At 68.4% G+C, this 19934-nt stretch carries 17 protein-coding genes and 1 CRISPR repeat array (1 of these 18 only partly in view); of the genes, 15 read left to right on the forward strand and 2 right to left on the reverse strand.

Annotation, left to right across the window (positions count from 1 at the left end):
• The gene (locus L942_RS45000) at nucleotides 1-330 is read right to left on the reverse strand and encodes a pilin (protein ID WP_037364576.1); all 330 of its coding nucleotides are present in this window, start codon (nucleotides 328-330) and stop codon (nucleotides 1-3) included.
• A 161-nt stretch (nucleotides 331-491) separates the two neighbouring features.
• Nucleotides 492-1514 carry a hypothetical protein gene (locus L942_RS24195; protein ID WP_037364578.1) on the reverse strand — a complete coding sequence of 341 codons (1023 nt, stop codon included), beginning with the start codon at nucleotides 1512-1514 and terminating at the stop codon, nucleotides 492-494.
• 532 nt (nucleotides 1515-2046) lie between these two features.
• On the opposite strand from L942_RS24195, the gene L942_RS24200 reads away from it, so the two are divergent.
• The 15 genes from L942_RS24200 (at nucleotide 2047) to cas2e (ending at nucleotide 19821) form a co-directional block, all read left to right on the forward strand.
• Entirely contained in the window at nucleotides 2047-3030 is a 984-nt protein-coding gene (locus tag L942_RS24200; protein ID WP_143271441.1) for a hypothetical protein, read from the forward strand.
• Nucleotides 3023-3940 carry a DNA methyltransferase gene (locus L942_RS24205; protein WP_037364584.1) on the forward strand — a complete coding sequence of 306 codons (918 nt, stop codon included), beginning with the start codon at nucleotides 3023-3025 and terminating at the stop codon, nucleotides 3938-3940. The genes L942_RS24200 and L942_RS24205 overlap by 8 nt, the downstream gene beginning before the upstream one ends.
• 111 nt (nucleotides 3941-4051) lie before the next feature.
• Entirely contained in the window at nucleotides 4052-5287 is a 1236-nt protein-coding gene (locus L942_RS24210) for a DNA-methyltransferase (RefSeq protein WP_051166187.1), read from the forward strand.
• On the forward strand, nucleotides 5284-6327 hold the full coding sequence (locus tag L942_RS24215; protein WP_051166188.1) for a DNA-methyltransferase: 1044 nt from the start codon (nucleotides 5284-5286) through the stop codon (nucleotides 6325-6327). Before L942_RS24210 ends, L942_RS24215 begins: the two co-directional genes overlap by 4 nt.
• Entirely contained in the window at nucleotides 6324-7691 is a 1368-nt protein-coding gene (locus L942_RS45530; RefSeq protein ID WP_037364587.1) for a DNA-methyltransferase, read from the forward strand. The genes L942_RS24215 and L942_RS45530 overlap by 4 nt, the downstream gene beginning before the upstream one ends.
• 231 nt (nucleotides 7692-7922) lie before the next feature.
• Nucleotides 7923-8465 (forward strand): hypothetical protein, encoded by a 543-nt coding sequence (locus tag L942_RS24225; protein ID WP_158684520.1) that lies wholly within the window; start codon nucleotides 7923-7925, stop codon nucleotides 8463-8465.
• A 258-nt stretch (nucleotides 8466-8723) separates the two neighbouring features.
• Nucleotides 8724-10622, forward strand: coding sequence for a recombinase family protein (locus L942_RS24230; RefSeq protein ID WP_158684521.1), 1899 nt, complete (start codon nucleotides 8724-8726; stop codon nucleotides 10620-10622).
• Nucleotides 10623-10840: 218 nt separating this feature from the next.
• Nucleotides 10841-13660, forward strand: a complete 2820-nt coding sequence (gene cas3, locus L942_RS24235) for a CRISPR-associated helicase Cas3' (RefSeq protein WP_200862906.1) — start codon at nucleotides 10841-10843, stop codon at nucleotides 13658-13660.
• A complete protein-coding gene (gene casA, locus L942_RS24240; protein ID WP_037364592.1) occupies nucleotides 13650-15293 on the forward strand; it encodes a type I-E CRISPR-associated protein Cse1/CasA in 1644 nt (547 codons plus the stop codon). The genes cas3 and casA overlap by 11 nt, the downstream gene beginning before the upstream one ends.
• Nucleotides 15290-15907 carry a type I-E CRISPR-associated protein Cse2/CasB gene (gene casB / locus L942_RS24245; RefSeq protein WP_037364597.1) on the forward strand — a complete coding sequence of 206 codons (618 nt, stop codon included), beginning with the start codon at nucleotides 15290-15292 and terminating at the stop codon, nucleotides 15905-15907. The genes casA and casB overlap by 4 nt, the downstream gene beginning before the upstream one ends.
• A gap of 9 nt (nucleotides 15908-15916) precedes the next feature.
• Nucleotides 15917-17047 carry a type I-E CRISPR-associated protein Cas7/Cse4/CasC gene (gene cas7e / locus L942_RS24250; RefSeq protein ID WP_037364599.1) on the forward strand — a complete coding sequence of 377 codons (1131 nt, stop codon included), beginning with the start codon at nucleotides 15917-15919 and terminating at the stop codon, nucleotides 17045-17047.
• A complete protein-coding gene (cas5e, locus tag L942_RS24255) occupies nucleotides 17044-17781 on the forward strand; it encodes a type I-E CRISPR-associated protein Cas5/CasD (RefSeq protein WP_037364602.1) in 738 nt (245 codons plus the stop codon). The genes cas7e and cas5e overlap by 4 nt, the downstream gene beginning before the upstream one ends.
• Nucleotides 17772-18446: a type I-E CRISPR-associated protein Cas6/Cse3/CasE gene (cas6e, locus tag L942_RS24260; protein ID WP_037364604.1), complete on the forward strand. Its 675-nt coding sequence runs from the start codon at nucleotides 17772-17774 to the stop codon at nucleotides 18444-18446. The genes cas5e and cas6e overlap by 10 nt, the downstream gene beginning before the upstream one ends.
• Nucleotides 18443-19393 carry a type I-E CRISPR-associated endonuclease Cas1e gene (cas1e, locus tag L942_RS24265; protein WP_037364606.1) on the forward strand — a complete coding sequence of 317 codons (951 nt, stop codon included), beginning with the start codon at nucleotides 18443-18445 and terminating at the stop codon, nucleotides 19391-19393. The genes cas6e and cas1e overlap by 4 nt, the downstream gene beginning before the upstream one ends.
• Complete coding sequence (gene cas2e, locus L942_RS43105; RefSeq protein ID WP_081655202.1) at nucleotides 19390-19821, forward strand: type I-E CRISPR-associated endoribonuclease Cas2e; 432 nt, start codon at nucleotides 19390-19392, stop codon at nucleotides 19819-19821. Before cas1e ends, cas2e begins: the two co-directional genes overlap by 4 nt.
• A gap of 65 nt (nucleotides 19822-19886) precedes the next feature.
• A CRISPR array of direct repeats spans nucleotides 19887-19934; the repeat unit is 28 nt; unit sequence GTGCTCCCCGCGCAGGCGGGGATGATCC (it continues 1938 nt past the right edge of the window).

Raw genomic sequence — 19934 nt, forward strand, 5'->3', positions numbered from 1 at the left:
TCAGGCCCCGACAATCCCGCGCAGGGTTTCCACCACTAGCGGTGCCAGCGCAGCCAACCCGTAGCCCCACCCGGCGCTCTTGAACGACTGCTTGGCCTTCTCGACTTCGCCGGGGTCACCCCCGGCCATCAGGTACCGGACGCCGCCGATGGTGAGGAACACCGTCGCCAGCCCAGCGAGGATGCCGACCAGCCAGTTGCGGATGTTGTCGAAGACCTGCCCGACGCTGCTCGCGATCGCGAGCACCTGTGTGGAAGCCTGCGCCGCATCCGCGGCGAGCGAGCTGAGCAGGACCGCGCCGAGTACCGCGTAGATCGCCGCGTGGCGCACTGGCCGCGACCGAGAGATCCGATGACAGGTGCGTGTGGTATCCGTGTGTGCCGTCGGCCGCGAGTGGCTGACGACGCCGGGGCGGGATCGTTTCCGGTCGGTCGTGCTCGACGCGAGGAAGCACGACGGCGCGGGGGTGTGCTGAGTCTGGGGATGGGGTGTCACGCGCATCGGCGCACCTCCGAAGTCGGCTCGTGCTCGGCGGTACGCGGAGAGCCGGGTGAGGTCTCCCCGCGCCCCAAGAGGCCGGATTTCGGGTCGTTTTTCGACACCGCCCGTGACGATTTCCTGGAAGAAGCCGGTCGGCCGTTGCGCAGACGACCGCTCACAGCACGTGACACACCTGGGTTTTCCTCGGCGGGAGCGTCCGGTGGATCGACGACGAGAGCGGCGACAGCTGCGTCGGCGACAGGGTCTTCGGGGCCAGCGCCGGCGACCTGATCGCGCAGCCACGCGACGAGTCGGTCTTCGGCTCGATCACGGGCCTTGAACGCGGTCTTCAGCGCAGCGCCATGACGGTGCGCCCAGTCGGTCACCGAGGTGTCGCCGAGCCGTGTCGCCGAGATCAGTTCCGCTTCGGCGGGGGTGAGAATCTGCTCGCCGACCGCCCGCGCGAGCACCAAGTCGGGATGTCCGTACGGCGGGCGCGGTGCCGCGGAGCGGTAGCCCGAGCCCGCCGGCATCGGAGCGTCGAGCGACTCCTCCAATGCTTCCTGCCCGGCGCGGCGGGCGGCGAAGTGCAGCCGGACCGCGATGGCCGGGTCGGCCAGATCGACGGTCGACAGCGCGTGGACAAACCCGGCGAGCACCGCCGCGTGGGCGTCCGCGCGATCGCCGCGATACCGCGCCGCCAGCCATCGCGCGCTCGCGGCCAGCGACGGCAGCGCCATCCCGACGCACGCCACCGTCCAGGCACCCCCGTGCGTGCGGGAACGCAGCACCAGGTGCGCCCACACGTCGTCGCGCGTGCGGGGCGGGCACTGCTTGCTCATCACCCGGTCCCGCAGTTCGTCCAGCGGCACCGGGCGCCGCGGCAACCCGGCGAACCGGGCCCCCTGCACGGCCATCGGCTTCGGCCCGGTGACCAGCCACCCGAAGGCGTCGCGCGCGGTGTCCAATGGCAACCATTCGTGTCCCCCGCGATCAGGGCGGATAAGCGCAGAAGCAGTCTCGTCGTTCGTCATTTGATGCGCTCCTGACTGGAGTTGGTGAATCAGCTCCGTCAGGACGCCAGGGCGGCGACAAGAAAGGGGCAAGAAAAGAACAAGGATGATCTTGTTGGCAGGCAAATTCGGCTACTAAAACCGAAGCCTCGAAGGACTCGAAGACCTCTTGCTGGCGGCGCACCCTGGCGGCGTCCTCGATCGTCTTAGTAGCTGGCGAGCTGGCGTTTAAGCGATCCTTAGTAGGCAAGCGACTGTTCGTAGAGGAGGGTGCACGACGACTCGGTCGGGCGACTTTGATTCGGATCGGAAATTCTTCTTGGCTCAAGTCGGGATGGTTCGACAGCAGATCGACCCCGCACTGTGTTGGACCCGAATAGTTCCGAACGTCCGGGAGTGTCGACGTATTCGGACTCTCTTCTCGCTGCGTGCGGTTCAGAGCTTCGGGAGTTTGTCAAAAACCTGGAAGTGCGGTGTCGAAAAGCGGCCTCAAAACCCGCCTCTTGGGGTGACTTGGCAGACCGCGCCGATCACACTGCGAGGAAGGCCGCCGATGACTCCAACACCGCACCCTGAGCCCGGAAGCCGCCGCCATCACACGCCGCATCACCGCACGGCGAGCGCGGCGCGTACCCGTCACGGACGGCACCGCGCACCGGAGCGCCTGCCCGCTGTCGCGGCTGCCCGCCGGCCACGTCCGGCGGCCTTCTGGCCGTTCGCCGACGCGGAGATGCTGCCCGGCACCGCGCTGCTTCCCGGCTGGCTCGGACGCACGATCGTCACCCTCGTCACGACCTACACCCGCCCCGGCGACCGCGTCCTTCTCCTCACCCCGCCACCGTCCCCACGCACCCTTCGGCACGCGGTCGGCGGTGCCCGCGACGCCGCCCCCTACGCCGGTCTCGCCGAGGCGGTCTGGACCGTCGCCCGGCTCGGACGCAGCACCGACACTGCGACAGCGGTACTCGCCCCCGACTGCCCGGGCGAGCACACCGACTCGCCCCGCCGTTCCGGAGTTGAGTCGGGGTCGCGACCCCGACTCGGTCGGCTCGATCTGCACCCGCTGGCCGACCCGCACCCAGACTCCCCACGCCCTCCGCGTCGCGACGGAGACCGACCGCGCGGCGGTTTCGACCTGATCATCACCTCGCTCGACCCGCGCGCCACCGACTGGCTCGCGCGCGCCGACTGGGACGCCCTGCTCACCCCGCGCGGCCTCGTTGCTGTCGTCACGCACAGTGATTCCCGCGATGGCCAGCTGCGTGATCCGCTAGCGACCTTGCTGAACACACTGGGTAGTCGCGGATTGCGGTGTCACGATCACATCGCCGTGCTCGCCACGCCTGTGCCGAACCTGCCGGACCGCCCCGACCGGATGTGCGCCGAGGACTCCGTGCCGGACTTCTCGCCGCGCGCGGCCGACGCCGCAGCGCCGCCGCTGCGCTCGGTGCACCACGACCTCGTTCTGCTCGGGCGGCTGTCGCCGGACGCGACGGACGACCGTGGCATCGAGGGGAAGGAGACCTCGGATGTCTAAGAGCGCCGACAGGCAGCTCCCCCGCGCGTCGGGGGAGCGGTCCGAAGGCCCGATTGTGGCGTCGGTGTGGCCGACGGGGACTGACAGCTTGACGGCCCAGCTGACCGAGGGCGGCTACCACGACGCCACCGGTGCCGACCCCGGCCTGATGGCCCCGGCGATCGCCCGCTACGCCGTCGCGGCGCTGACCCGGCCCGGCGATGTCGTGCTCGATCCCGACTGCGGCGCGGGCACCACGATCGTCGAAGCGCTCCGGACCGGGCGGCACGCGATCGGGTTGACCGGGCAGCGCCGGTGGTGGCGCCTGGCGCGCGCCAACGTGACCGCCACGAAGGCGCGGGGCGTGTTCGTAGACGGGATGGTCCTCGTCCTCGACCGACGCCCCGGAACGGCCGCCGCCGCAGCCACGGCCGGGTTGACCGGACGGATCGCTCTCCTCCTGACAACCCTGCGACCCGGTCCGGTCGGCGACATCGATGGTGCACTGGAGAGGTTGCACGGACTGCTTGCGCAATACCGGCCGCTGCTGCGTCCGGGCGGGCACGTGGTCGTCACCAGCGCCCCGCAGCGCCACCCCGTGCGGCACGACCTGCTCGACGTGCCCGGCCGGATCGCGGCGGTCGCCGGCGCGGCCGGGCTGGCGCCGGTCGCGCGGTGCGTGGCGTTGACCGCCGCAGTGCGACGAGGCCGCACGTACACCCGCGCGTCGCTGGCCCAGCGACGAGCCGCCGCCCGAGCGGAACGCGTTCTCGGGCATCCGGTCGCGCTGCCCGCGCACCACACCGCGCTGGTGCTCCGGGCCGATCCCGACGCCGCCGATCCGGCCCTGAACCAGTCCCTCCCCGCGCTGCCCGCGCCCCCACCACGCGGCCACGGGCGCGGAACACGGCCCGATTCGGCCGCCGCCTGAGTGCGCGCCGCGTCGCCCAGCACCCGCCGGCAACCCGCCTGTGGCGCAGCGACGCGATCCGACGTACTGCGGCTCGCGATTTCAACCCAACGTGCCGAAGGAGCGAATCTCATGGACACCGTCCACTACCGCGATGACACCGTCACGTTCTGCACCGGCGACGCCACCGCGACCCTCGCCGGCCTGGCGGAGAAATCGGTGGACTGCGTGGTCACCAGTCCGCCGTACTGGGGGCTGCGCGACTACGGGACCGGAACCTGGGTCGGCGGCGATCCCGGTTGCGCGCACCTTGCCGGGTCCGGACGCGGCGGCAACATTCCCCAGTCCAAACACCCCGGTCTCGCCTATCCCGCGTCGGCGGCGCATCGCGGCGGCGAGCCGCAGCGCTGCCGCCGGTGCGGTGCCCGTCGCGAGGACGACCAGCACGGCCTGGAGGCGACCCCGCAGGACTACGTCGACCGGCTGCGGCAGGTCTTCAGGCAGCTGCGCCGGGTCCTGTCCGACACCGGCACGGTGTGGCTGAATCTGGGCGACTCGTACTCCGCCGAACCGCCCGGCCGCACCGGGGACGCGATGCGGGCGAGCACCCTGTCCGGTCGCAGCGCGGCGGCGCCGCTGCGGGAGTCGGTGCGCCGGGCCGGGGTGGCGCGCACGCGGTCGCTGCCGCGGAAGAACCTGGTCGGGATGCCGTGGCGGGTGGCGTTCGCACTGCAGGCCGACGGCTGGATTCTGCGCAATGCGATCGTGTGGCACAAACCCAATGCCATGCCCGAATCCGTGCGTGACCGGTTGTCGAACCGGTACGAGATGCTGTTCCTGTTGACCAAACAGCAGAAGTATTTCTTCGACCTCGACCCGATCCGCGAACCGCTCGCATGCCCGGAAGCCCTCACGTCGGGCAGTGTGATCGGCGGCGCGAACAAGGGCCGCCACAGCGGGATCGGCGCGACCGCGCGCCGCCGCGGACACAGCGTGTACGGCAAATACCGGGATACCGAGCCGTTTTCCGCGAAAGCGCACGGGGACGCGATGCGCCCGACCGGCGCGCGGCACACCGCCGCGCATGCTCGGGGCAAGAATCCGGGTGACGTCTGGTCGATCACCACCCGCCCGTTGCGGGAGGCGCACTTCGCCGCGTTCCCGGTCGACATCCCACTGCGCTGCATCGCGGCCGGATGCCCAGCCGGCGGTGTAGTGCTCGACCCGTTCAGCGGTGCCGCCACCACCGGACTGGCCGCACGCCAGCTCGGCCGCTCCTACGTCGGCATCGACCTCAACCCGGAGTTCCACGAGATCGGCCTGCGCCGCCTTGGTCTCACCGCACAGAACACCGGGAGGGCGGCATGACCACCTTCGCCGCACGCTCCCCTGAGGACGACGCCGTCACGCTGGTGACCGCCGACGCCGAAGCCGGAATCCAGAACCTGCCCGAGGATTCGATCGACTGTCTGGTCACCAGCCCGCCCTACTGGCGGCTGCGCGACTACGCACCCGACACTTGGACCGGTGGCCGGCCCGGCTGCCGACACCGGTCCGCAGGCCTCGGCAGCCGGGGTTCAGTGCAGCAGAGGTGCCGGGATTGCGGGGCGCGGCGTGAGCATCCGCAGATCGGGCTGGAACCAACTGCGGACGACTACGTCGAGACCGTGCGCGCAGTGTTCGCCGCGGCCCGGCGGGTGCTGACTCCGCGGGCCACCGTGTGGGTCAATCTTGGTGACAGCTACTCCACCAATTCCGACGGCTATTGGTGCACGACCCCTGGGCATACAGGGCAATCGCACTACCGGCCGCGAGCGGACGTGCCGCACAAGAATCTGCTCGGCATGCCATGGCGGCTGGCCTTCGCTCTGCAGAACGACGGGTGGATCTTGCGGTCGGCGATCGTCTGGCACAAGCCCCACGCCACGCCCACATCGATCTCCGACCGTCTCGCGACTCGGCACGAGATGCTCTTCCTGTTCGTCACGCAGCCGGACTACTACTTCGACCTCGATGCGATCCGGCAGCCCTACACCGGCGACCGGGCTCTGTCCCGGCGCGCCCACCACCGGGGCACCAAACCGAACACCGCCCGCGGAACCTGGCCCCGCACACCCGCCGACGGACAGCGTGGTCGCAACCCCGGCAACGTGTGGACCATCCCGCCGGACCGCACCCGTATCGGGCATCCCGCTCCGTCGCCGGCCGAGATCCCGCGGCGCTGCATCGCGGCGGGATGCCCGCCCGGCGGTCACGTCCTCGACCCGTTCAGCGGCAGCGGCACCACCGCCGTCGCCGCCCGCGAACTCGGCCGACGTTTCACCGGCATCGACACCAACCCCGCCTACCACGAGCTCGCACTCCGACGCATCACCGCAGTCGACCCGGACACAGGACGGCCGCAATGACCGACGACACCGCCTTTGTTCAACCGGAAATCATCCACGGCGACGCCCGCGCCCTTCCGGTCCCGGACGCCAGTGTCGATCTGGTGGTCACCAGCCCGCCCTACTTCGGGCTGCGGACCTACCGCGATGGCGACGCCGTCTACCGCGGACAGCTCGGTGCCGAAGACACCCCGGGTGCCTATCTCGAGAACCTGATCGCCTGTACCCGCGAGATGATCCGCGTCCTCCAACCGTCCGGGTCAATCTTCGTCAACCTCGGTGACAAGTACTCCAGCTACAACAACGGCAAAGGCCGCTCCCTGAACGGAACCCGCGGTGCCGGGCAGGTCCCGGACGGCGGCGACCCACACAGCCGCAGTGTTCCGGCGAAGTCGCTGATCGGCTTGCCCTGGCGCTACGCCCTGCGCTGCGTCGACGAACTCGGGTTGATCTTGCGCGCCGAGATCATCTGGTCCAAACCACACGGACTGCCCGAGGCCGTGCGCGACCGGGTCCGCCGCAGCCACGAAACCTGGTTCCACCTCACGCTCAACCCGCGCTACTACAGCGCTATCGACACCATCAGACTTCTGCATTCCGCGCCGAGTCTCGTTCGTGTGGCACCGCACCGATCCCATCCTGGCCGCGCGGCACGCGACGGTCGGTACTACCCGGGCGCAAAACAGCAGACCCTGAAACGACGCCAGATGTCGCACCCGCACGGCCGCCTGCCCGGATCGGTCTGGGAGATCGCACCGCAACCCCTGCGGGTGCCCCCGCACCTCGGGATCGCGCACCATGCGTCGTTTCCGGTGGAATGGCCTCGGCGACTCGTCCTCGGGTGGTCACCACGACGCGTCTGTACTGCGTGCGGGCACGGCCGCCGCCGAGTCCCGATCGCTTACGGCCTGGACACCTCCCGGCCCCAGACGCGGCGGGCGCTGGAACTGGTGCGCGAGCACGGCCTGACCGAGGCCCACCTGTCCGCGCTGCGAGCCGCGGGACTCAACGACACGCCCCGCGCCGTCGACACCCAGGGCCGTCCGGGCGGGCACGAGCACCCCGGTGGGCAGCTCGTCGCCGAGGCACGCGCCGCACTGGGCGGCTACGCCCGCGAATTCCTGCTGTCGCGCGCCACCGAGTTCGCCGACGCCTGCGATTGCGCCGACACGAACGCGGCCGGCGTTCCCGGTGTGGTGCTCGATCCCTTTGGCGGCACCGGAACCACCGCGTTAGCCGCCGCCGTGCACGGCCGGCGAGCCATCTCGCTGGATGCCAGCCGCGACTACTGCCGCCTCGCCGCCTGGCGCGTCCACGACCCCCGCCAGCAAGCACGAGCCCGCGGCACCCACCCGGCCACGGAACCGGCTCCGCGCGCAGCGTGACACCCGTGCCGGTGTGACGTGGACGACAGGCGAGGCCCACTCGTCCGGGGCCTCCGCTTTTCGCCGATCGACGCTACGATCCCAGGCCCGCAGCATCCCAGCTGGACCCTCTGGCCAGCTGGTTTGCGCTGAGCGACAGGCGCTTGCGCGTGGCGCGGGACGAGGAGACCAGGAGGCACGATTCCCATGTCCGCCCCAGCAGCGACTACGGCCACCGAGGGGATCGGCGCCGTGTCCGAGCCGATCAGGGCGGCGTTCTACGGACGCAAGAACAGGACCGACACGATCGCCCTGCGCCTCCTGCGTCAGCAGTACCAGTTGTGCGAGCAGACGTTTCGTCCTCGCGTGGTGATCACCCACTGCTTCTACGACCTGCCCGCCGACGTCGACCCGGTGATGCTGCACGATGCGGGACTGCCCCGACGCGAGGGCGGGTGGCGCGAGCTGGCTGCGACTTTGTCCACTCCGGAACCGGGCTACGACCTGATCGTCTGCGAGAAGGCGGAGCGGCTGTCGCGCGATCCGTTCGAGATTCTGGCTCGCGAACGCCTCGCCGCGCAGCACTGTGTCCCGATCATTTACGCGACCGAGCCCTGGGACCCGGTCTTGGAGATGCTGCCGCAGGCGCGTGCGCTCACCGCGCTGATTCGCCGCCGCGTCCAGGGCTCCGGCTATTTCACGATCGAAAACCCGTATATGGGCGGACAAGGGGGTGTGGACGTTGGCCGGGGAATACGAGCGCCGCGACGACGCCACCGGACGTCTGGCTCCTGACGAACCACCGGAACTGGTCGCGGAAATCCGGGCTGTGGAAGGAATCGAGGCTCAGCGGCTGGCCGCGGAACAAGCACGAGTGTTGTGGGAGGTGACGGAATGGCAGGCCCGGAACAGGTCCGTCGGTGGGCTGGACAACGCAGCGTAGGACCCGTACGGAGTCGTTACGGCAAAGCGGCGGGCTGCGAACCGATGTGCACCTCCTCGCAGCCGACGGTTCTTCGCTTCGCATGGCTGGGCCGTGTGTCCACACGGGACATGCAGGACCCGACCCTCTCCTTGCCGCGCCAGTTGGGGTCGTCGCAACGCTCGCTTCCCGAAGGCGGCCTCATCGTCGCGCATTTCTACGACGTCGAGTCCGGGCGCATGGATCTCGACGCTCGTGGAAGCGGCCGCGCGCACGAACAGTTCGACATCCCGATCCCGCGTGACGGGGGTATCCAGGATCTGCTCGCCGAGGCCGAACGGCCTGATCGGCGGTTCGACTATGTCATCTGCGAGTCGATCGAGCGCACCGCCCGGCACATGTACTACGGCACCACCATCGAACATCGCTTGGAGCGCGCCGGAGTGCGCCTGCTTGCCGCAGACGAGCCCTTTCAACTGACCACAGTGGACGGTCGAAAACCCAAGACTGCCACGCAACTGTTGACCCGGCGGGTCAAGCAGAGCATCTCCGAGTTTTACGTCGTAGACATGCTGGAGAAGTCCTGGGACGGCTACGCTACCCACACCGAAGCCGGGTACAACATCGGCAAAGCCTGCTACGGCTACCGTGCGCGTCACGTACCGCACCCGGTTCCCGCCAAGCGCGCCAAGGGCGCCAAGAAAACCTTCCTCGACGTCGACCCAGCCCAGGCGCCCGCGGTGCGCAAGGCATACCACTGGCGAATCACCGAACGGCTCGGCTACCAAGCCATCGCGGACCGCCTCAACCTCGACCCCTCCAGCTACCCGCCGCCCGTCCCCGTCGACCCGAAACGTGCCGTCGGCCGCTGGACCTACTCGAACGTGCGCGACATCCTCACCAATCCCAAGTACACCGGGCACATGGTGTGGAACCGCAGCGGACGCAAGTCCCGAGGAAACCGCGCCAACCCCATCGGGGAATGGATCTGGACCACGAAACCCGTCCACGAAGCTCTCGTCACCCTGGAGGACTGGCTGCAAGCCCAGGACGTCAGCGGCCACCGCTTCGGCTCCCGCAGCACCGGCAACAACACCAACGTCAAACATCCCCAGACCAAGCGCAGCTACCTGCTGCGCACCTACCTGTTCTGCGGCGACTGCGGCCGCCGCATGAACGGCAAGACCCGCCGAGGCCACGCCTACTACGTCTGCGCCCCGAAGAAGGGGTACGTCCCCGAGGGGCACCCCGCCGCGGGAAGCTTCTGGATCCGCGAAGACGCCATCGTCGACAAGCTCAACGAGTTCCTGTCCGCCCACATCTTCGGCACCTACCGCCGCAGCCTGCTGGGGGATGCCGCTCGCGAACTCGGCGCTGCCGCGCAGCGGGAACGAGAGCAGCGCATCGACGCACTGCGCCGCGAGATCAACGACACCGTTCGCATGATCAAGAACGTCGTCCGCAGTTTCGCGCTGTTCGAAAAGCCGACCAAGGAACTTGTCGGCGAGATCAACGACGAGCGCAGTGAGCTTCACGAACGCAAATCTCAGCTCGAAGTCCAGCTCGCCCAGATCGAGGAGGAGAATCAGCAGGCGGTCAACCCTGACCTGCTTGACGCTCTGCCCGTGGGCGAGGTTCGGGTCGAGGAGTTGCCCGAGGACGTCGCACGGCGACTCTTCGAAGCCCTCCGGCTTGAGGTGCGCTACCAGAAGCGCGCCAACCAGATCAAGTGCACAGCCACGCTCGTAGGACCCGCAGTCTCAGCGGTGCGGCAGGCTGCTCGCGGTGCCGTCATCTTACCGTTTGACCGCAGCAAGCGCATTGACCAGCGTAAACACGAGAAAGAGGAGGATGTCATGTCTGACATCTCTCCCGTTCCCATCCTTGTGGTGCACCCAACAAGCCAGTATGCGAACCTAAACCTGCTGGTCAGCGGCTTACCGGTCTCCGTGAAGGCCCCTCATGTCAAGGTTCGGCGCGACGGATACGGCCAACCCGCCCGCCGAAACCGCCAGGGTGACTCTCGGTGACACCTGGGCGGCGAGCGCGGGGTGAAGGCGCGACTTCGCGGTCGGCCAGGGCTGCTACCAGGTATTTTATCTTCCGCTGATTGTGGCAGGCCCTGTCATGAGGCATTGTTCGACCCCGTTTCATGTCACGAAATCTGTCACGCCCACCTGCGCCTGGCCCAACTTGCGATTCACCTAATCGTGGCGTAACGACGGTGTGCCTCAGACCGACTTCGTCCGTGTTGGTCGGCGAACAGTTCTGGTGCGGGAGCACGATGGTACTCAGCGCAGCGGCGCGCTCTGTGTGGGCTAAATCCACGGATGAGGTTGGTGGCTGGCTGCCGTTGTGGCAACACATGGATGATGCCGGTGACATCGCGGGTGCCCTGTTCGATGTCTGGCTTCCTGCCAATGTTGTGGCGCTGTTCGTTGACCAGTTCGGTGGCGACCGGATGCTGGCCCGGTCCGCGATGCAGTTCTTGGCGGGCTCGCACGATTTGGGAAAGGCAACTCCGGCTTTCGCGGTGCAGCATGTCGGGCTCGCCCAGGTCATGCGCGAACACGGGCTCTATATGCCCACCGGCAAGAGCGGGCTGGTGGATCGGCACGTGGCCCACCACGCGGTGGCGAGTCACCATTTGCTGGTTGGATGGCTGGTCGGGAACGGGTGGCCGAAGAATGTCGCTCGGACGTGGGGCGCGATTCTGGGCGGGCATCACGGTGTCCCGCCGGACGCCGATTCGGAGAAAGCAGCCCGGCCGAGCGAGGTTCCCGACTTGTACGGCCGGGACACCTGGTCGGCTGTTCAGCGGGAACTGGTGGAGCGTGTCGTTGGCCGCGTGGGCTTGAGAGCCCGTCTGGACAGGCTGGCCGAGGTGTCCTTGTCCGCCCCGTTTCAGGTGCTGGCGACGGCGTTGGTGATCGTGTCGGACTGGATTGCCAGCAATCAGGACCTCCTGCCGTATCACCATGGGCGGTTGCCCGAAGTCACTGCAGACCAGGGCCGGGTGCGGCAGGCTCTCGCTCGACTTCAGCTGCCCTGCCCATGGGCGCCGCGCCCACCGGTCGGTGACAGGGAGTCCTTCTTCGCGGCGCGCTTCCGGTTACCCGCTGGCGCGCGACCTCGCCCGGTGCAGGAGGCGGCCTGCGAGGTGGCGGAGGCGATGACCGAGCCTGGGCTGCTGGTCGTCGAAGCACCGATGGGTGAGGGCAAGACCGAGGCAGCGCTGGCGGCGGCCGAGATCCTGGCGGCTCGGTGGGGCGCGGGCGGTGTGCTGGTCGCGCTCCCGACGCAGGCAACGACCGATGCCATGTTCACGCGGGTGGTCGACTGGCTGGATGGGATGAAGGCAGCAGGGTGCCACGTGGGGGGCTCGATCGTGCTCGGCCATGGCAGAGCACGGTTCAACCGTTTGTATGAGGGGCTTCTCCCGGCCGGTCGGCTCCGGCAAGTGGGCTGTGACGAGCGAGACGGCGACGGACCTGACCACGCTGTCGCGGCTCATTCCTGGCTGGCCGGGCGGAAGAAGGCGTTGCTCGCGAACTTCGCTGTCGCGACGATCGACCAGTTGTTGTTCGCAGGGTTGAAAGCGCGCCACCTGATGCTGCGCCATTTGGCGCTGGCGGGCAAGGTCGTGATGATCGACGAGATCCACGCCTATGACGCCTACATGAACTCGTATCTGCTCAAGGTGCTTACCTGGCTGGGGGCCTATCGCGTGCCGGTTGTGACGCTTTCGGCGACGCTGCCGGTCGAGCAACGCAGGGCTCTGCTGGCGGCGTACCAGTCCGGATCGGGATCTGACGCGGTCGCGACAAGTGACGAGACCACATACCCGGCGCTGACGTGGACCCGCGGCAACTCCACGACGACGCGCGCGGTGCCGGCCTCGGGACGGTCTACTTCGGTCGCCCTGAACAGTCTCCCGGATGATCTCGACCATCTGGTGTCGCTGCTGTGCGACACGCTTGCCGAGGGAGGAACGGCGCTGGTCGTGCGCAACACCGTGCGCCGGGTTCTCGCCGCCGCGCAGCGGCTCGAGCAGGAGTTTCCTGGCGAGGTCAGCGTGACGCATGCGCGTTTCATCGTGGCTGACCGGCTGCGCAAGGACACCGAACTGCTGGATCGCTTCGGCTCCCCACAACGGTCGACGCACCGGCCGTGGCGGCACATCGTGGTCGCGTCGCAGGTCGTGGAACAGTCGCTCGACGTGGACTTCGACCTTCTGGTCACGGATCTGGCGCCGATCGATCTCGTCCTGCAACGCGTAGGCCGAGTCCATCGGCACCAGCGGGATCGGCCCGCGAGACTCCGTCATGCGTGTGTTTACGTCACGGGAGCGGATTTCGACGCGAGCCCGCCCCAGCTCGACCCGGCTGCTGAGCGCTACGTGTACGGGCGGTATCCCCTGCTACGTGCGGCGGCGGTCCTGGTCGGCCATTTCGGTTCGACAGTCGATCTGCCCGGCGACATCGCCCCGCTGGTCCAACTCGCCTACGGGGCCGGTGACATCGGTCCCGCCGAGTGGCAGGAGGCCATCGCCACGGCACGTGAGCAGTGGTCGGATCGCACGGCGCGGCGCGAGCAGCGGGCCCACGATTTTCAGCTGGCGGGGCCGACGCGGCCTGGTAAGGCGATCGTCGGGTGGCTGTCGGCCGGCGTCGGAGAAACCGATGACGACGCGCAGGGTCAGGGGCAGGTCCGGGACGGGGCGCCGAGCCTGGAAGTACTGCTCGTCTGCCGCGACGCGGACGGCCAGTGGCGCACGCCGGGGTGGCTCGCCGATCAGGGGAGATCGCCCATTCCCTGTGAGAAGACGCCGCCGAACGACCTCGCCGAAGTCATGGCCGCGTGCGCGTTACGCCTCCCGCTCACCTTCAGCAACGCCGCCGCGGAAGAAGAGCTCTGGCAGGCTACGCCGCCGGCGTGGGAGCAGTCTCCACTGATTTATCGGCTACCTGTCCTGGTCGTGGATGAGGACGGGTGGGGTCGGATCACCGACCGCCGCATCCGCTACAGCCAGGAGCGCGGATTGGAGGTCTTCGACGATGCCGGGTGAGAGCGAGTTCAATCTTCTCGACGAGCCGTGGATCCTTGTCCTGGCGCCGGATGGGCGCGAGCACGAGGTCTCGATCCTCGAGTTGTTCGAGCAGGCGGCCGGTTTGACGGTGATCGGGGGTGAGGTTCCCACCCAGGCCTTCGCCATCACGCGGTTGCTGCTGGCGTTTCTGCATCGCGCGCTCGATGGCCCGCAAGATCAGCAGGAATGGGCAGGTCTGTGGCAGGAACCGATGTTGCCGATGCCGGTGATCCAAGATTATGCCGCGCGTGTCCGGTCTCGCTTCGACCTGTTCGATCCGCAGGCCCCGTTCTTCCAGGTCGCTGATCTGCGGACAGAAAAGGGAGAGGCCTCCGGGCTGGAGAAGATTGTCGCGGATGTGCCCAATGGCGAGCCGCTGTTCACCACGCGGTCGGCGTCGAGCCTGCGGCGGCTTCGCCCTGAAGAGGCCGCGCGCTGGCTCGTTCACGTGCATGCCTTCGACCCGTCGGGCATCAAGTCGGGTGCCGCAGGTGATCCCACTGTGAAAGGCGGTAAGGGATATCCCATCGGTCCGGGCTGGTCCGGTCAACTCGGCGGTGTCCTGGCGCAGGGACGTAATCTCCGTGAGAGCCTGTTGCTGAACCTGATCGCCCGGGATGTGCCGTCCTATGTGGACGTCGGTGGCCCTGGTGACGTGCCGCCGTGGGAGCGGGAGCCGGACACGGCGCGGTGGCGGGAGCGCCCGCCGGAGGGCGCGATCGATCTGTACACGTGGCAGACCCGGCGGGTCCGGCTGTTCGGTGGCCGCGATGGGGTCACCGGTGTGTTGCTGTCCAATGGCGACAAGATCCAGCCGCAGAACCGGCACATGGTGGATCCGCACAGCGCCTGGCGATACAGCGAGGCGCAGAGCAAGAAACTCAAGACGACCGTCTACATGCCGCGGGCGCATGACCCCAATCGGTCGGTGTGGCGGGGCTTGGCCGCGATGTTGCCGTCGGTCTCGCCAAGGACGGGCCGGGGCGATCAGCCGCAGGCCTTTCTGGCCCCGGGCGTGCTGAAATGGGTCGACGACCTGGCCGCGGAGGGCGTGCTGCCCGACGAGTTCGTGGTGCGGCTGCGCGCGCTCGGAGTCGAATACGGTGCGCAAAGCGCGACCTACGCCGAGATCGTCGACGATGTGTTGCCGTTGCCGGTGCTGCTGCTGCGGGAGGCCAGGCCGGACGCGGGCCGAACGGCCACGGGCGCTGTCGAGGACGCCGAGCAGGCGGCCGGGCGGGTATGGCGGTTCGCGGAGAACCTCGCGCAGGCCGCGGGGGCGGAGCCGAAGTCGGGCGCGGGTGATCGAGCACAGGAAACGGTGTATGCGGTGCTCGAGCGGCCGTACCGGGAGTGGCTTGCCGGGCTCGGACCTGGCCGGGAACTCACGGTGGCTCGCACCGCGTGGCAGCGAACCGTGTGGGGCGCCTGCCGGCAGATCGGTGACCAGCTGATCAGCGGGGCACCGGCGGCGGCCTGGTCCGGACGTGAGGTGAACCAGCGGTTGGTGAACGTGCCGCTGGCGGAGGTGTGGTTCCACTCGGCGCTGCGCACAGCACTTTCGCTCGTGTTCGCCCCCTCGGCGGACCAGGACCTGGAGGCAGTCCGATGACCCTGGCGGCGGCGGACACCCGATCGCGGCGGCTGGGCCCACTCGGCCGGGCGCTGGCGTGGCGGATCGAACGGCTGCAGCGCGAGTACCTGCGCGCCGCACCCTCCGCGCGTGCCGATCTGGCGCGGTTGCGGCGCGGGCTGGGGAAGCCCGCGGGCAGCGTGCCGGACCTGTGGGAGATCACGGTGGGCGCGGTCCCGGAGGAACTCACCTGGCAGCGGGACGAGCCGAGCTACGCCGAGCAGGCCGCCCATGCGGCGCTGACCCTGTACGCGCTGCATCAGCAGTCGCTGACGGTGCCCGCCCACGTGCCCGGGGTGTCGTTCGGGCGTGCGGTGGGCCGTCTGCGGTTCAGCGATGCGCGCAGCGAGGAGGCCGTGACTCGGCGGTTCATGGCGGTGGCGACCGCCCAGTCGGTCGACGAGGTGCTCATGCACGCTCGCGGCCTGATCACCCAGCTGCGTACCGAGCGGCAGGGGCTCGACTACGCCCGGTTCGCCGATGACGTGGCCGGGTTGCTCACGCCGGCCGGTGCGCAGCGCGTCCGGTTGGCGTGGGGACGCGCGTTCTATCGGACCACGGCCGATGACGACTCCACCAGCGATCCGGAATGAGGACAGTTCATGAGCCAGACTTTCATCGACCTGCACATCCTGCAGACCGTGCCGCCGAGCAACATCAACCGTGATGACACCGGTAGCCCGAAGACCGCGACCTACGGCGGGGTACGCCGGGCACGGGTCTCCAGCCAGGCCTGGAAGCGCGCCACGCGCGTCGCGTTCGACGACTACCTCGACCGCAATGAGCTGGGAGTGCGCACCAAACGCGTACCGGAGCTGATCGCCGAGGCGATAGAAACTCGCGCTCCGTATCTGGGGCAGCAGGCACGGGAGCTGGCCGCCGAGACGACACGGCAGATCGGCATGAAGGTCGACGTACCGAAGAAGCAGACCGGGCACGAGCCGGCCCCCGAGGTCGGCTACCTGGTGTTCCTGAGCCGGCGGCAGATCGAGAATCTGGCGCAGGCGGCGATCGAGGCCGCCGATTCCGACGACGTGGGCAAGGCACTCAAAGCGGCGAAGGTCAAGGAACTCGCCGACCGTGATCATTCGGTCGACATCGCACTGTTCGGGCGGATGGTGGCCGACCAGGCCGACATCAACGTCGACGCCGCCGCGCAGGTCGCCCACGCGATCAGCGTGCACCCCGTGGAGACGGAGTTCGACTACTTCACCGCGGTCGATGATCGCAACACCGAGGAGGAAACGGGTGCCGGCATGATCGGCACCGTCGAGTTCAACTCCTCGACGCTCTATCGTTACGCGACAGTCAATGTGGGCCGGCTGCGCGAGACCCTCGGCGACACGCTCGCGACCCGGCGGGCCGTGGAGGCTTTCGTGTCGGCGTTCGTGCGGTCGATGCCGACGGGCAAGCAGAACACCTTCGCCAACCGCACCCTGCCGGAGGCGGTCGTGGTGCAGGTGCGTGAGAGCCAGCCGATCAACCTGGTCGGTGCGTTCGAGCATCCGGTCCGGGAACTCGGTGTGGTGGGCCGGATCAAGGCCGCGTCGGACGCGTTACGTGACGAGGCCCGCGAGATCGAACGCGCCTACGGTGAGTGCCCGATCGCGGCGTGGGTGACCCGGGTCGGGGACGACACGGCCGGTCTGGACGATCTCGGTCAGAACGTGGCGCTTTCCACGCTCGTGACCAACGTGGGCGATCTGGTCGCGGCCCGGCTGGACCAGTCATGAGCGTGGTCGCCTTGCGGCTGGCGGGACCCCTGCAGTCCTGGGGTGCCGGCAGCCGGTTCGTGCGGCGGGCGACCGAGCGGGAACCCACCAAGAGCGGCGTGATCGGACTCGTCGCCGCCGCGTACGGGTTACGCCGGACCGACCCACTCGAGGACCTGCTCGGGCTGCGCCTCGGCGTGCGCGTCGACCAGCCCGGCCAGCTCATGAGGGACTTTCAGACCGCCCAGCGCGCGAAACGCGAACGCGACGGCAGCCTCACGTGGCACTCGCTGCCGCTGTCGCATCGCTACTACCTCACCGACGCCGCGTTCCTGGCTGTGTTGGAAGGGGACCGGTCACTGGTCGAGAGCATCGACCAAGCCATCCGAGCGCCCCAGTTCCCCCTCTACCTCGGTCGCCGATCGTGCCCACCCGCTGGGCCTATCGCTCTGGGCGTGACCGACGACGACCTGCACACCGCGCTCGCCACCTGGTCGTGGCAGGCCGGCTCAGCCGTGCAACGCCAGCACCGCGAGCGCGTGGTACGACTCGCGATCATGCGAGACGCCGCGCCCGGCGAGCCCGGCACGGAGTCGATGCGCGACGCACCGGTGAGCTTCGATCCCAACCGTCGCGAATACGCCTGGCGACCCGTCACACGCGGCAGCGTCGAGATCGCCAACCCGCACGGCGTGGTCGACCCCTCCACGGAGCACAACCCGATGTCGGCGTTGGGAGGACCTTCGTGTTCCTGACCCAGATGCCGATCAATCCTCGCCGCCGCGGATCGCGGTTGTTGCTGTCGTCACCGCACGCGATGCACGCCGCCGTACTGGCCGGATTCGCCGATGCGCGACCCACCGAGCGAGGGCGCGTGCTGTGGCGCGTCGACACCTACGGCACCCATCGGGTTCTGCTGTTCGTCGCCAGCCCGGGCAAGCCCGACTTCACCCACATCGTCGAGCAAGCCGGCTGGCCCTCCACCGAGGCGTGGGACACGCGCGTCTACGACGGGCTGCTGGAGTCGCTGCGCAAAGGACAACGATGGCAGTTCCGGTTGACCGCCAACCCCGTGCACTCGGTCCGGCTGCGCGACGGGGAGGACACCAAACCCGTCGGACACGTCACGATCGCGCAGCAGCAACAATGGCTGCTCGGCCGGGCCGCCCGGCTCGGATTCCGTATCCCCGACAGTGCGGTCGGACAGGGCGAACACGACCTCGCGGTGGTCGAACGAGGCATCCGCCGCTTCGGCCGCAAAGGTGTGCGGGTCACGCTGTCCACAGCGACGTTCGAAGGCCACCTCGACGTCGAGGACACCACGCTGCTCAAACGCGCGCTGACCTTCGGCATCGGCCGCGCCAAGTCCTACGGCTGCGGACTGCTCACCCTCGCCGCCCCGGCCGGAAGCTCCGCATGAACACGATCGGCCGGCACGTCTCCCAGCCGAAGGACCTGGTGCGAGCATCCGACCGGCTGTCGTTCCTCTACCTCGACCGCTGTGTCGTCAACCGCGACAGCAACGCGATCACCGCGACGGACGAGCGCGGAACCGTGCACATCCCGGCCGCGGCAGTCGGGGTTCTGCTGCTCGGTCCCGGCACCACGATCACCCACCAAGCGATCACCCTCATGTCCGACAGCGGATCGACCGTCGTATGGGTCGGCGAGCGGGGCGTACGCTACTACGCTCACGGCGTCTCACTCGCCCGCTCATCGCGGCTGCTGCTCGCACAGGCCGAAGCGGTGACCAACACCCGGTCTCGCTTGCGTGTCGCGCGGGCGATGTATGAGATGCGCTTCCCCGACGAAGACGTCTCGACCCTGAACATGCAGCAGCTACGAGGCCGGGAAGGCGCCCGCGTCCGCCGCGTGTACCGCGAACACTCCGAACGCACCGGAGTGGACTGGACCAGTCGGACCTACGATGTCGACGACTGGGACGCCGGCGACGAGGTGAACAAGGCCCTGTCCGCCACCAACGCCGCGCTCTACGGCATTGTGCATTCCATCATCGTCGCACTCGGCTGCTCGCCAGCGCTCGGATTCGTCCACACCGGACACCACAGATCCTTCGTCTACGACATCGCCGACCTGTACAAAGCCGAACTCACAATCCCGGTGGCCTTCGACATAGCCGCAAGCTCATGTGACGACATCGCAGGCGAAGCACGACGGCGTGTGCGAGACGCTCTCCACAAAGGCAAACTCCTGCAACGATGCACCCGCGACATCCAACGCCTCCTGTTGGGCGACGAAGCCGACGACAAGACCGGTGACGACTACTTCGAGGTCGACGTCCTCTCGTTGTGGGACGAGCGCCACGAATCGGTGCCCGGCGGCGTTTCATACCGGAGCGACACATGATCGTCATCGTCCTGACCGCCGTGCCACCCGGACTCCGCGGGCACCTCACCCGGTGGCTACTGGAAATCAGTCCAGGCGTGTTCGTCGGGCATCTACCCACCCGCGTCCGCGAACTGACATGGGAACGCGTCATCGAGTTCGTCGACGACGGACGAGCGCTCATGGTTTACACCGTGAACGGCGAGCAACGACTCGCGTTCGAGGTACACGGACACGACTGGACACCTGTCGACTACGACGGCATCACCCTCATACGCCGACAAACGGTCCCCGACTACATCCCGGCCAACGGACCGACACAGCAACAACGAAGACCAGCCCGCCCCTCCCGTGGTGGAACGTCCATGCGAGATGAGACCGTGTGGAAACGTCGGCAAGCGCGACGAAAATTCCGCCCGAAACCACCGCCGGCAAACGAGAAAGATTGATCTTGAGTCGGGGCAAAGTGAAGCAAATCGAGCAGATCTGATCACATCGACCCAGGTCAAGAAGTGTGCTCCCCGCGCAGGCGGGGATGATCCGAGGTTGACGAGCACGTCGC

This window comes from Amycolatopsis orientalis DSM 43388, from assembly GCF_000411975.1.
Lineage (GTDB): Bacteria > Actinomycetota > Actinomycetes > Mycobacteriales > Pseudonocardiaceae > Amycolatopsis > Amycolatopsis orientalis_D.